A 12,819-nucleotide genomic window follows, 5' to 3' on the forward strand; every position below is an offset into this window, starting at 1 on the left:
TCGTGCGGTTGGCATCGTTTCCGAACGCCGTTTCGATCTTCTGACGCAGCTGATGCGCCTTCAGTGCCGACGTGTCGATGACCAGATCGGCGGCCGCCTTCACCACGGCCAACTGCCGACGCTCGGCTGCGATCCCTTCGGACAACGTGCCGTCGATGCCGTCGTTCTGCAACGGATGACTGCGGCGCACCTGTTCGAACCGTCGGATCAACACGTCGTCCGACGCTTCGAGGTACAGCACCCGAGTGTGGATCGGTTCCGCCTCGAGTTCGGTGAGCACCCACCCGAGATCGCCGGTGAAGAGTCGACTCCGCACGTCGATCACGACGGCGAGACGATCGACCGGCGGATCGGAGGTCAGGCTCAGACCGACCATTCGGGAAATGAGCTCAGGTGGCAAATTGTCCGCGACATACCAGCCGAGGTCTTCGAGCACCTTGGCAGCGGTACTCAAACCTGCTCCGGACAATCCCGTCACCAGCAGGAAATCCATCGTTCGACTGTCTTTGGCGCTGTCGGTAGTCACTGTGCACTCGGCCCCGTCGTCGGCATGGACAATTCTCGCGACTCGGAGCCCTCGTCACCGCTACCGAATTCGGCGCTGGGCGCGTCAGCAGACGTAACAGACGATTCGGATTCCGTGTCCAGCTCATCATCCCCTACCGCGGCTGGCAGCGCTCGAGCTTCAGCACCCGCGTCGGCTGCAGCCGAATCCGTGCCGAGTGCGGCCAGAACTGCTGTGGCGGTGGTCTCACCGATACCGGGGACCTGCATGATCTCCTCGACCGTTGCCGTTTTCAGCTTCGCCACGGAACCGAAGTGAGCCACCAGAGCGGTTCGACGAGTTTCACCGAGCCCCTTGACCGAATCCAGAGCCGAAGCCGTCATCCGCCTCGAGCGTTTGCTGCGATGGAACGTGATCGCGAAGCGGTGGGCTTCGTCTCGGATGCGCTGCAGTAGGTACAACGACTCGCTCGTCCGAGGGAGGATGACCGGATCTTCTTCCCCCGGCACCCATACCTCTTCGAGTCTTTTGGCCAACCCGACTACCGCGACGTCAGTGACCCCCAGCTCGTCGAGGACCGCCGCTGCCGCCGTGACCTGAGGGGCGCCGCCGTCCACGACGAACAGATTGGGCGGATAGGCGAACCGCCGAGGCCGGCCCGTCGCCGGGTCGATCGCCGCTTCGGGAGCCAGGTCCCCACCGTCCGAGTCCATGGTCGACGCCGACGCCGCGAGGACGCCCAGGTCGCGGTTGTGGCGCAGGAACCGCCGACGCGTGATCTCGGCGATACTCGCGACGTCGTCGGAATGACCGTCGCCGGCAGCTTCCTTGATCGCGTAGTGCCGGTAGTCCGACTTACGCGGGAGCCCGTCCTCGAACACGACCAGTGACGCCACGACGTCGGTTCCCTGGACGTGACTGATGTCGATGCATTCGATTCGTAGCGGAGCCGAGTCCAGGTCCAGTGCTTCCTGGATGCCCTGCAGCGCCGCAGAACGCGAAGTGAAATCGCCGGCACGCTTGAGCTTGTGCTGCGCCAGAGCCTCTTTCGCGTTTCGCTGAACTGTTTCGGCGAGGTCTTTCTTGTCGCCACGTTGCGGAACCCGCAGTTGCACTTGCGATCCCCGAAGCTTGCTCAGCCACGCCTGGATCTCGGTCGCGTTTGCCGGCAGAACCGGCACCAGAACTTCCTTGGGAACTGCGCTGATCCCGGCCTCGGAACCCGCTCCCGGGTCGAGGGCCGCCTGCTCCCCGTAGAACTGGGTGAGGAACTGCTCGACCAGGATCGGCAGGTCGGACTCGGCGTCGAGTGCGGCCCAGTCGATGGCGTCGCCTGCCTTCTCCACGACCCATCCACGCTGACCCCGCACGCGTCCGCCCCGCACGTGGAACACCTGAACGGCGGCTTCGAGATCATCGGTGGCAAAGGCGACGAGATCGGCGTCGGTGCCGTCACCGAGTACGACGGCCTGCTTCTCGAGCGCCTTGCGCAAAGCGCCGATATCGTCACGCAGACGGGCTGCGGTCTCGAAGTCGAGATCCTCGGAAGCCTGCTGCATGCGCTTTTCGAGATCTTTGACCAACTTGTCCGTGCGGCCGGCGAGGAAGTCGCAGAAATCTTCGACGATCTGTCGATGCTCCTCGGCGCTGACTCGCCCGACGCAGGGCGCCGAGCACTTGTCGATGTAGCCGAGCAGACACGGACGACCGATCTGGTTGTGCCGTTTGAAGACTCCGGACGAGCACGTTCGTGCGGGAAAGACTCGTAGCAGCAGATCGAGAGTTTCGCGGATCGCCCAGGCATGGGAGTAGGGACCGAAGTACCGGACACCCTTGCGCCGCGGACCGCGGTAGACGAACAGTCGCGGGAACTCTTCGTTGAGCGTCACCGCGAGAACCGGATACGTCTTGTCGTCGCGGTACCGGACGTTGAACCGCGGATCGAATTCCTTGATCCAGTTGTACTCGAGCTGAAGCGCTTCGACTTCGGTACTGACGACGGTCCACTCGACGCTGCCGGCGGTGGTCACCATCTGCCGAGTACGGGGATGAAGTGTCGTGACGTCCGCGAAGTACGAGTTCAAACGTGAACGGAGGCTTTTCGCCTTTCCGACGTAAATGACCCGACCATGCGGATCGCGAAATTTGTAGACGCCCGGCGCAGCCGGAATGGTTCCGGTAGCGGGGCGGTAAGTCGAGGGATCCGGCACGGTTTCAGGTTAGTCGCCGCCACCGACCGACTCGGAAACGCGCAGGATGCGGGCACCGAACCGGTCGGAAGACGTCAGTTGCTCTTGTGCGCGACCGGTGCGTAGCGGTCGGCCAGTTCGCGGAACTTACCGACCGTGTCGACGGCGTACTCGCGGTCGTTGGACTGGATCGCCATCACTGCCATGTACTCGTCGTCGGGCAACTCGATGCGTGCCCAGGCGGCACCGTCGGGGAACGAGAGTCCCTCGAACAGATCCCAGTCGACGATCTTCTCGCCCAGGATGTTTCGTACGGCGATACCCTGCTTGCCCACCTTGACCCGGGGCCGCGTCAACATCAGCACACCGAGAGCCAGAATGGTGCCGATGCCTGCCATCGCGATCTGGTCCGCGGCACGGAAGTACACGCCGGTGGACCCCTGGCGGAGCAGGAGTGCCAGTGTGACGTGAACGATCACCAGGAGGACGGCAACTCCGATCGCGTATCGCGTCGACTTACGCGGTGACGCGATCAGTTCCCAGTTCTCGTTGTCGCCGGGTGTACTCATCGAAACGAATCCTCGGTCCATGGTGCTCGGAGATGGCGCAGGGTCACTGCGGTGTCCAGTGCGGCGGCGCAGGCCTGTGCGCCCTTGTCCTCGACGCTACCCGGCAGACCCGAACGGTCAAGAGCCTGCTGCTCGGTGTCGGTGGTCAGGACACCGTTCCCCACGGGGGTGCTTTCGTCGAGCGAGACGCGTGTGAGGCCCGCGGTGACCGCGTCGCACACGTACTCGAAGTGCGGCGTACCGCCGCGGATGACAACACCGAGTGCGACGACGGCGTCGTGCGTGCGCGCCAATGCCTGCGCAACGACCGGCAGTTCGATCGCGCCGGCGACACGGACCAGTGTCACGTCCTTGATCTGTGCCTCCTGCGCGACGCGCTGCGCGCCGGCGATCAGAGCCTCGGAGATCGTCGCGTGCCACTGCCCGGCAACGATCGCCAGCTTCAGATCCTTGGCCTCGGCGATCGCGAGCTGCGGCTGACCTTCCCCGCTCACAATGCGGTTCCCGGCTGTGCGGTGTTCTGGTTCGCCTCGTACTCGTCCAGTCCGATCAGATCGTGCCCCATCCGATCGCGCTTGGTGCGCAGGTAGGTGAGGTTCTCCGCATTCGCGCGCAACGGCATCGGAACACGATCGGTGATCTGCAGGCCGTAGCCGTCCAGACCCACACGCTTGGCCGGGTTGTTGGTCAGCAGACGCATCGACGAGATCCCCAGATCGACGAGGATCTGGGCACCGATGCCGTAGTCACGGGCGTCCGCCGGTAGGCCGAGTTCGAGATTGGCGTCGACGGTGTCGGAACCGGCGTCCTGGAGCTGGTAGGCCTGCAGCTTGTGCATGAGACCGATGCCACGACCCTCGTGCCCGCGCATGTACAGAACAACGCCGCGGCCCTCCTGGGCGACCATGTCCAGTGCGGCGTCGAGCTGCGGGCCGCAATCGCACCGCAGCGAACCGAAGACGTCGCCGGTGAGGCACTCGGAGTGAACGCGGACGAGCACGTCGCTACCGTCTCCGTCGGGGCCTGCGATGTCGCCACGCACCAGCGCAACGTGCTCGACCTCGTCGTAGATGCTCGTGTAGCCGACAGCGGTGAACTCACCGTGGCGGGTGGGGATGCGGGCCTCGGCGATGCGCAGCACGTGCTTCTCGTGCTTGCGACGCCACGCGATGAGGTCCGCGATCGAGATCAGAGCAAGGTTGTGTTCGTCGGCAAATACTCGCAGCTCGTCGGTCTGAGCCATCGCGCCTTCGTCCTTCTGGCTGACGATTTCGCAGATGACGCCGGCAGGACGCAGGTCCGCCATGCGGGCGAGGTCGACTGCAGCTTCCGTGTGGCCAGGACGACGCAGTACTCCGCCTTCCTTCGCGCGGAGCGGAACGACGTGACCGGGGCGAGTGAAATCGTTGGCACCGGATTCGGGGTTGGCGAGCAGACGCATCGTCGCAGCGCGGTCCGACGCCGAGATGCCGGTACCGATTCCCTCACGGGCGTCGACCGTGACGGTGTACGCCGTGCCGTGCTTGTCCTGGTTGGTGGCGTACATCGGGGGCAGGCCCAGCCGATCGCAATCGTCACCGTCGAGCGGCACGCACAGGTAGCCGGAGGTGTACCGGACCATGAACGCCACCAGTTCCGGGGTGGCTTTCTCGGCGGCGAAGATGAGGTCGCCCTCGTTCTCGCGATCCTCGTCGTCCACGACGACAACAGCTTTACCTGCAGCGATATCTGCTACTGCGCGCTCGATACTGTCGAACCTGGTCACGTGCTCGCACTCCAAAGTCTTGACTTTTCACATCATCGAATACAACAAGTGCATCCGACGGATGCACTGACAACCCTACGACCAATCGGACGGGTCCGATCAGCCTGGTCCTACCGACCGGCAGAGTGAAGCCGCTCGACGTACTTCGCGATCACGTCCACCTCGAGGTTGACCGGCGTACCGACCACAGCGGTTCCGAGCGTCGTCAACTCGAGCGTTGTCGGGATCAGCGAGATCTCGAAGTACTCGAACCCGCGGTCTCCGCCCAGCGCGGAGACCGTCAGCGAGACTCCGTCGACGGTGATCGAACCCTTCTCCACGACGTAACGGGAAATGGAGTCGGGCAGTGCGATCCGCACTACCTCCCAGTTCTCGGACGGCGAGCGGGAAATGACGTGGCCTGTTCCATCGACATGCCCTTGAACCAGGTGGCCGCCGAGTCGGCTGTTCAGCGCCGCGGCACGCTCGAGGTTGACGCGAGAGCCGACATCCAATTTCGCCAGGCTCGAGCGGTTCAGGGTTTCCTGCATGACATCTGCGGTGAACGAACCGTCGGCAAGCACGTCGACCACCGTCAGGCACACTCCGTTGACCGCGATCGAATCACCGTGGCCGGCGTCGGAGGTGACCAGTGGCCCGCGCACCGTGAAACGTGCAGCATCGACCAGTTCTTCCTTGGCGACGATTTCGCCGAGTTCTTCCACAATTCCTGTGAACACGCGCCCTACTCCTCGTTCCCCGGAGCAGAACTCTCCGGAACCAGACTCAACAAAATATCGGGGCCGATCGTTACCGCAGACTCCAAACGGAATCGGTGGGCGTCGGTGATGGTGTGCACTCCGGCATCGACGAGTGCGGAGGCGCCCGCGCCGAGCAGGATCGGAGCGATGTATGCCTCTATGACGTCGACATATCCGGCGGCAAGGAATGCTCCGGCCAGACGGGGCCCACCCTCGAGAAGTACGTCCGTGTACTCCCCCAACGCCTCGACTACTTCGTCGATGTTGTCGGTGTTGAGCACCAGAGTCGGTGCGGTGTCGTCGAGAATGCTTGCCGTCGAGGGTATTTCGCGCTTTCCGACGACGACGCGAACGGGTTGGTGCGCCGCGAGCTCACCGGTGGGCTGACGTGCGGTCAGCCACGGATCGTCGGCGAACACGGTGCCGGTACCGACCACGATCGCATCGATCTGCGCTCGCTGCGCATGCACGCGCGCCCTCGCCTGCGGACCGGTGATCCACTGACTCGTTCCGTCCTCGGCGGCGCTGCGTCCGTCCAGACTGGCCGCGTACTTCCACGTGATGTGCGGGCGACCGGTGCGCTGTTTGTGCAGCCAGGCCCGCAGTGGACCAGCTTCCACCTCGGGTGCTCTCAGTCCGGCCGTGACGCTGATTCCAGCGCGCATGAGCGTCGCTGCGCCGCCGGAAGCCTCGGGATTGGGATCACCGACGGCGTAGACAACCGCCGAGACTCCGGCATCGATCAATGCCTGTGAGCAAGGGCCGGTTCGCCCCTGGTGATTGCACGGTTCCAGTGTCACCACTGCCGTACCGCCACGCGCTGCATCGCCGGCCTCGTCGAGAGCCACGACCTCCGCGTGCGGTCCACCGGGCGGTTGCGTCATACCGACGCCCGCGATGGTTCCGTCGGCAGCGAGGATGACCGCGCCGACCGGTGGGTTGGGGCTGGTGAATCCGCGCGCGGAATCAGCTGCGGCCAGCGCGATCTGCATCGCGGCGTCGAGATCAGCCGTCGACGCCTGTCCACCCTTTGCCATCGAGCGGCTCAGACCGACAGCGTCAGGTGCGGCGACGCCGAGGCGGCCTGCGCGCGCAGCTTGCGCACCGCCTCACCGGGATCACTCGCTCCGTACACCGCCGAACCGGCGACGAAGCAGTCGATCCCTGCTTCAGCGGCCTGCTCGATCGTGGAAGCGTTGATGCCGCCGTCGATTTCGACAAGGAGCGTCAGCTCACCCGAGTCGACGAGCTTTCGAACTGCGCGTGCCTTGTCGAGCACCTGAGGCATGAAGGACTGACCACCGAATCCGGGTTCGACGCTCATGATCAAGAGGGTGTCGAAGTCCTTGAGGATTTCCAGGTAGTCGTCGATCGGGGTTCCAGGCTTGATGCTCAGCCCCGCCTTGGCACCAGCTGCACGAATATCGCGGGCAACCGAACGCGGATCGTCGGTGGCCTCGGCGTGAAACGTGACGTTGTACGCACCGGCCTCGGCGTACGGCGGCGCCCAGCGCTCCGGATTCTCGATCATGAGATGGCAGTCGAGCGGAATATCCGTCGCCTTCAGCAGACTCTCGACCACCGGCAGACCCAGCGTGAGATTGGGAACGAAATGCGCGTCCATCACGTCGACGTGAAGCCAGTCGGAGCCGGACACGGCAGTCGCTTCATCAGCGAGTCGAGCAAAATCTGCGGACAGAATGGACGGTGCAATCATCGGGGAAGCCACGACGCCGAGTTTAGCTGTGTCTCATTGCCGACCGTGCATGCACATCGGAGCCGGTGCAATCAGATCAGTTCTTGACGACGGTGTGGAGCTTTCGCACCTTGGCCGGTGCCTTGATCCGCCACGCGTCTTCGAGCATCTCACCCAACTGCACCTCGTCGATCAGTTCGAGGTGCACGAGGATCGAGCCGTGCCCGTGATAGTGATCGGTGGTGAAGAAAGCCGCCTCGCCACTGGCGAGTAGCGCCTCCTTCTCGTCCAGACCGCACATCACGACCAAAGCGCCCTCCGCTTCGGTGCGGAGCCGCGCAAAAGTCTTACCTGCCACCTTGAGTGCCGGGGTGTTGTACGAGGTCGACTCTTCCACGGAGGGAAGAGCCGAACCGAGTACTACAACCTGTTCCCACGTAACCATGTAGGCACCATACGACTACCGATGCCCAGAAGTCATCCGATCAGGCCAGCGGCTTGCGCAAAGCGGCCATGAACATCGCATCGGTCCCGTGTCGGTGCGGCCACAACTGAACCGACGATCCGTCGCCGACGTCTGGGACACCTGGCACCAATTCCTTGGTGTCGAGTTCCACGACGCCGTGACGTCGCACTGCATCGGCGACCACTGCCAGCGTTTCCGACAAGTGCGGCGAGCACGTGGAGTACAGCACCACTCCGCCGGGGCGAACCAGTTCGATTGCGGCAGCAAGCAATTCACGCTGCAACTTCACGAGCGGGGCCACATCGGACGGCTGCCGACGCCAACGTGCCTCTGGGCGCCGACGCAGCGCACCCAACCCGGTGCAGGGAGCGTCGACGAGGATGCGGTCGTATCCGGGTTCGAGCCCGGATTCGCGGCCGTCCGCCACGTGTACGTCCACGGGAAGCTCGCGAGTGGTCTTGCGGATCAGTTCGGCGCGATGTTCGACGGGCTCGACGGCGTCGAGTCGCCCGCCTTCGATACCGGCGAGAGCGCCGAGAAGCGCTGCCTTACCGCCCGGACCTGCGCAGAGATCGAGCCAGCGTCCGGAGTCTTCACCTTCGAGAGGAGCAATGCTGAGGGCGCGGGCCACCAGCTGACTGCCCTCGTCCTGCACGCCCGCCAAGCCTTGGCGGACCGCCTCGAGCTGTCCGGGGTCACCGCCGTCGAGATGCACGGCGTACGGCGAGTACGGCCCGATCTCGCCGCCGGTCACCAGTGCAAGCTCCTCGGCGGAGATCTCGCCGGGGCGGGCGACGAGGTGTACGGCAGGGCGGGCGTCGTCGGCGATCAGGACGTCTTCGAGTTCACCGGCAGCAGCGCCGAGCGAGTCGGCAAATACCTGCGCGATCCACAGGGGGTGAGCGTGCTCGAAGGCGAGCCGGCCGACCGGGTCCTTCGGGGCCAGCAGCTCGACCCACTCCTCCTGGGTGCGTTCGGAAACACGGCGCAGGACCGCATTGACGAATCCTGCTCGGCCCTGGCCGTTTTCGGCGCGGACCAGATCGACCGAAGTTGCGACGGCAGCGTGCGGTGCGACACGAGTGCGCAGCAATTGGTACGAGCCGAGTCGGAGAACATCGAGCAGCGTTCCGTCGATCTCTTCGATCGGCCGACCCGCTGCATGCGCGATCACCGCATCCAGCAGCCCCTGAGCACGTGCCGCGCCGTACGCCAGTTCGGTTGCCAGCGCAGCGTCGCGTGCGTCGAGTTTGCGGTCACGCAGGAGCCCTGGCAGAACCAGGTTCGCGTACGCGTCACGCTCACGGACCGCGCGCAGGACGTCACGCGCCGCCAGACGCGGTTGATCGAGCCCGGCGGTTGCCGGATCAGGCCGCTTGGCCTGCTTCGGCTTGGTGTTCTTGCCGCCGCCGCCGGTCTTGGCTCCGGGACCCTGTGTCCGCCGTGCCGGTCGTCGTGATTCGGTCACTGTGCTCGTACCTCCGCGTCGAGTCGGGCACCGCGTGCCCAGTCCCCTGCCGACATCAATTTCTTGCCCGGGGGCTGAATCTGCCCGAGTCGCACCGCGGTGGTCGCGGTACCGATGTACAGACCATCCTTGCGTACCGAGATCTCACCGACTGCCAGGGTCTCGTCCGTGACGGTGATCGGGCCGACCTTGACTCGAAGATCACCGATCATCGTCCATGCCCCGGGCGCGGGTGTGACGGCCCGGATATGCCGGTCCACTGTGGGAGCGGGCAGTTCCCACCGCACGCGGGCCGCGTCCACCGTCACCTTGGGGGCATACGAGACGCCGTCGGCAGACTGCGGAACCGCGTTGATCTCGCCGGCCTCGAGTCCGTCGAGTACCGATTCGAGCAGGGCAGCGCCGTTTTCCGCGAGACGTCCGAGCAGGTCGCCCGCCGTATCGGTGTCGCGAATCCGCTCGGTCATCACTCCGTACACGGGGCCGGTATCCATGCCGGCTTCCAAACGGAACGCGCTGGCGCCCGTCACCTCGTCGCCGGCACTGATCGCGGCCTGCACCGGCGCGGCGCCGCGCCACGCGGGAAGCAACGAGAAATGCAGATTGACCCAACCGTATTTCGGAATGTCGAGGACGTTCTGCGGCAACAGGTTTCCGTAGGCGACGACGGGTGCACAGTCCGGTTCGAGGCGGGCGAGTTCGGCCGCGAAGTCGGGATCGGACGCCTTGGCCGGCGTCAGCACCGGGATGCCGTGCTCGTCGGCAAGCAGACCGATCGGCGATCGGGTGACTTTTCGACCGCGGCCCGCCACAGCGTCCGGACGCGTGACGACGGCTACCACTTCGTGGTTGGCGGATTCGATGAGCCGACGCAGTGAAGGAACCGCGGGTTCGGGTGTTCCGGCGAACACGACGCGCATGTCAGCTCTCCCGTTTCGTTGGGCTCTTCGGACTCTGATCAGCCGATCGGCCTGTCGAACGCGGTGGACTGCAACTCACGAAAATGCTCCCGGATGTGTCGGTGGGTGGAACTGTCAGTCTAAGGACTGCGAGAGCTACGACCTACCTCGCGCCACACCGAACCACTTTCTCAGCAATTTCTTTGATCAGAACCCTGCACATTCACCGGTCCTCGGTATTGACTGTTTCTGTCGTCGCCACTCGGCGGAGGCTGATACGGGATACACCGATCACACGGAGGAACTTAGATGGCAGGCATCGACAGTAAGTTCGACAAGGCCTACGCAGGAAAGTCCGTCGAAGAATTGGCGGACGCCCCGGTCGCGGCACTCAACGGCGTAAGCGATTCGGACGCAGAACATTTGAAGGCAGCGTTCAACATCAAGACCGTCCGCGACCTCGGAACGAACAAGTTCTTCCTGTGGGCGCAGGCCACTGCCAAGCTCGCCGAGTAAACATCCCGACCCACGTGATCTCGGTGCTCACGAGTTAGCAGCTCACGAATTTGCAGCTCACGAATTTGCAGCTCACGAATTTGCGTCGATGACCACTTGCGGAATATCCGTGCCGAGCGGCACCACGCTGCACGAAGCGTGCCGCTCGGCATCGGGGTCGAGGACCGTCCGGATGACGTCGATCACGTAGGGGTCGTACGGCATGCGGAAGTGGCCGGTCAGGTTAGACGGGCACAGATCCTGGAGGACGATGTTTTCTGCACTGGCACCGCGGAGCGCGATGTTCGAGGACGGCTGGATCATCTCGTCGACAGTGGACCCGATGGTCGTGTAGCGCACTCCGGGTACGGTGTCACCGCCGGCGTTGAGGGCGTTCAACATATCCGACCCCTGCATCTGCTCACGGACAGCTCGAGAAAAGACGTCTTCGACAAAGTCTTCTCCGCCGGGGATCGCACGCACAATGGGAACCAACCCGAACATCACCCCGCCGTAGGTCGGCGAAGCCAAACCGACCCAATGATCGACGTAGGCGTCGCCGCCCATCTTGTTGACGTAGTACCGCGTCACCGTCGCGCCTTGCGAATAGCCGATGACGTCGACCTTGTCCGCGCCGGTCGCGGTCAGCACCTGATCGACGAAAGAACCGAACGCGGTGGCACTACCGACTATGTCGCCGACGCCGTAGGTCTCGTGTGCGACGTCCCCGTCTTCTTCTTTGATCGCACCGCCGTAATTGAGGGCGAAGACGCAGTAGCCGTCAGCTGCCAGTGCCGGCGACATGGCCGCCCAATCCGCGTACGCCTCGGTGTCGGTTCCGTGGGCGAGTACAACCGGTCGGGGATGCGTGGCGGAAGGCTCACAGCCGAAATCGTTCGATCCGGCAGGTGCGGATCCTGGATGAGCATGAGCGAATGCGGTGGCTACCGAACGCGACACCTGGCCTGGGCCGATGACGAGGGGAACATCCATCGCGTCGGCACTCGCAGACGGGAGCGTCGGTGCTGCAGCCGATATCGCCGGCGGTGCTCCGATCAGCAGCGCCACTGCTACCGAAAATGTCAGTCCCACAGACCGTTTGACGCCAGACATTGTTCCTGCTCCTGCTCTGATCCTACGAGGGAGCTGACCGTAACACCAGAAACTTCGAGGCGCATACCCTACCGAACAGTAGGTATCCGACGTCTCAATTGCCACCTTCATCGGCGTCATCACCGGCAAGCACTCGGTAGAGCGATTTGCGCGCCTCGACAAGCACGTCGGCTGCGGCCTTGACCTGCGCTGGTGTGCCTACAGCAGCCACTTGACCGGCCGCGCCCATCAGCTGGCCGATCAGTTCTCGAAGGTCCTGCTCCGGCTCCCCTACGCTGAGACGAACGTCATCCCACGGCGCCCCGAGATCGGCGCGATGTTCCTCGACGTACGCGACGCCTTCTTCTGTCAGCTTGGCGGTTTTGCGGCCGGCAACCTTTTCGATGATCACCAGTCCTTCGTCCTCGAGTTGGGACAGCGCGGGATAAATGGAGCCCGGACTCGGCTTCCAGACGCCGCCGCTGCGCTCGACGATCTGCTGAATCAATTCGTAGCCGTGCATCGGCTCTTCCGCGATCAACAGCAGAATCGCAGCGCGCACATCTCCTCGACGACCTCGTCCGCCACGTCCTCGCCCGCGACCGAACTGAGCGCCCGGACCGAAGCCGGGGCCGGGTCCGCCGTCTGGACCGAAACGCCCCCGCCGATGGCCTCTGCGTGGCATGTCACCGAAGCCCGGCCGCTCGTGCGGTCGACCGCGTCGTCCACCGTCTCGATCGCCGGGACCATCGCCCGACGCGCCGTCGTCCGTCGGCACCCACATCACAAATGGTGGCCGTTGCTCACGGCCGAAACCGCCGAAGAAACCGCGCCGGCCGAACATCCCCTCGTTCGGGAAACTTGCATCCATCGTCGAACCTCCATCACTATCGTTGATAGTTCGACGATATATCGTCATATCGGGTAGCGCAAGG

General features: G+C 64.2%; 14 protein-coding genes. 1 reads left to right on the forward strand and 13 read right to left on the reverse strand.

What is annotated here, in order from left to right; all coding sequences use genetic code 11:
• The 11 genes from QM609_RS26695 to fmt form a co-directional block, all read right to left on the reverse strand.
• Positions 1-526 (reverse strand): RNase adapter RapZ (locus QM609_RS26695; RefSeq protein ID WP_283337617.1); only part of this gene is annotated, 526 nt, incomplete at its 3' end.
• Entirely contained in the window at positions 523-2,715 is a 2,193-nt protein-coding gene (uvrC, locus tag QM609_RS26700; RefSeq protein ID WP_050656341.1) for an excinuclease ABC subunit UvrC, read from the reverse strand. The genes QM609_RS26695 and uvrC, both read right to left, overlap by 4 nt.
• Positions 2,716-2,789: 74 nt before the next feature.
• Entirely contained in the window at positions 2,790-3,263 is a 474-nt protein-coding gene (locus QM609_RS26705; RefSeq protein ID WP_003944987.1) for a PH domain-containing protein, read from the reverse strand.
• Positions 3,260-3,757 (reverse strand): 6,7-dimethyl-8-ribityllumazine synthase, encoded by a 498-nt coding sequence (gene ribH, locus QM609_RS26710; RefSeq protein ID WP_003944999.1) that lies wholly within the window; start codon positions 3,755-3,757, stop codon positions 3,260-3,262. The genes QM609_RS26705 and ribH overlap by 4 nt, the downstream gene beginning before the upstream one ends.
• Complete coding sequence (locus tag QM609_RS26715; RefSeq protein ID WP_003944833.1) at positions 3,754-5,028, reverse strand: bifunctional 3,4-dihydroxy-2-butanone-4-phosphate synthase/GTP cyclohydrolase II; 1,275 nt, start codon at positions 5,026-5,028, stop codon at positions 3,754-3,756. Before QM609_RS26715 ends, ribH begins: the two co-directional genes overlap by 4 nt.
• A gap of 110 nt (positions 5,029-5,138) precedes the next feature.
• Positions 5,139-5,747: a riboflavin synthase gene (locus tag QM609_RS26720; RefSeq protein WP_003944892.1), complete on the reverse strand. Its 609-nt coding sequence runs from the start codon at positions 5,745-5,747 to the stop codon at positions 5,139-5,141.
• 5 nt (positions 5,748-5,752) lie between these two features.
• A complete protein-coding gene (gene ribD, locus QM609_RS26725) occupies positions 5,753-6,805 on the reverse strand; it encodes a bifunctional diaminohydroxyphosphoribosylaminopyrimidine deaminase/5-amino-6-(5-phosphoribosylamino)uracil reductase RibD (protein WP_030536416.1) in 1,053 nt (350 codons plus the stop codon).
• A gap of 8 nt (positions 6,806-6,813) precedes the next feature.
• The gene (gene rpe / locus QM609_RS26730; protein ID WP_019748384.1) at positions 6,814-7,497 is read right to left on the reverse strand and encodes a ribulose-phosphate 3-epimerase; all 684 of its coding nucleotides are present in this window, start codon (positions 7,495-7,497) and stop codon (positions 6,814-6,816) included.
• Positions 7,498-7,561: 64 nt separating this feature from the next.
• A complete protein-coding gene (locus QM609_RS26735; protein ID WP_003944924.1) occupies positions 7,562-7,909 on the reverse strand; it encodes an MmcQ/YjbR family DNA-binding protein in 348 nt (115 codons plus the stop codon).
• Positions 7,910-7,949: 40 nt separating this feature from the next.
• Positions 7,950-9,398 carry an RsmB/NOP family class I SAM-dependent RNA methyltransferase gene (locus QM609_RS26740; protein WP_047270385.1) on the reverse strand — a complete coding sequence of 483 codons (1,449 nt, stop codon included), beginning with the start codon at positions 9,396-9,398 and terminating at the stop codon, positions 7,950-7,952.
• A complete protein-coding gene (gene fmt, locus QM609_RS26745) occupies positions 9,395-10,318 on the reverse strand; it encodes a methionyl-tRNA formyltransferase (protein WP_003944846.1) in 924 nt (307 codons plus the stop codon). The genes QM609_RS26740 and fmt overlap by 4 nt, the downstream gene beginning before the upstream one ends.
• Positions 10,319-10,606: 288 nt before the next feature.
• Between fmt and QM609_RS26750 the strand changes: the two genes are divergently transcribed.
• Entirely contained in the window at positions 10,607-10,813 is a 207-nt protein-coding gene (locus QM609_RS26750) for a hypothetical protein (RefSeq protein ID WP_003944900.1), read from the forward strand.
• Between the two features lie 72 nt (positions 10,814-10,885).
• Here QM609_RS26750 and QM609_RS26755 read toward each other — a convergent pair whose 3' ends face one another.
• Both QM609_RS26755 and QM609_RS26760 read right to left on the reverse strand, forming a co-directional pair.
• Positions 10,886-11,905 carry an esterase/lipase family protein gene (locus QM609_RS26755; protein ID WP_283337618.1) on the reverse strand — a complete coding sequence of 340 codons (1,020 nt, stop codon included), beginning with the start codon at positions 11,903-11,905 and terminating at the stop codon, positions 10,886-10,888.
• Positions 11,906-11,999: 94 nt separating this feature from the next.
• Positions 12,000-12,668 carry a PadR family transcriptional regulator gene (locus QM609_RS26760; protein ID WP_370852745.1) on the reverse strand — a complete coding sequence of 223 codons (669 nt, stop codon included), beginning with the start codon at positions 12,666-12,668 and terminating at the stop codon, positions 12,000-12,002.
• Positions 12,669-12,819: the final 151 nt, after the last annotated feature.

Origin of the sequence: Rhodococcus sp. IEGM 1302, assembly GCF_030056935.1 — a bacterium.
Lineage (GTDB): Bacteria > Actinomycetota > Actinomycetes > Mycobacteriales > Mycobacteriaceae > Rhodococcus_F > Rhodococcus_F qingshengii.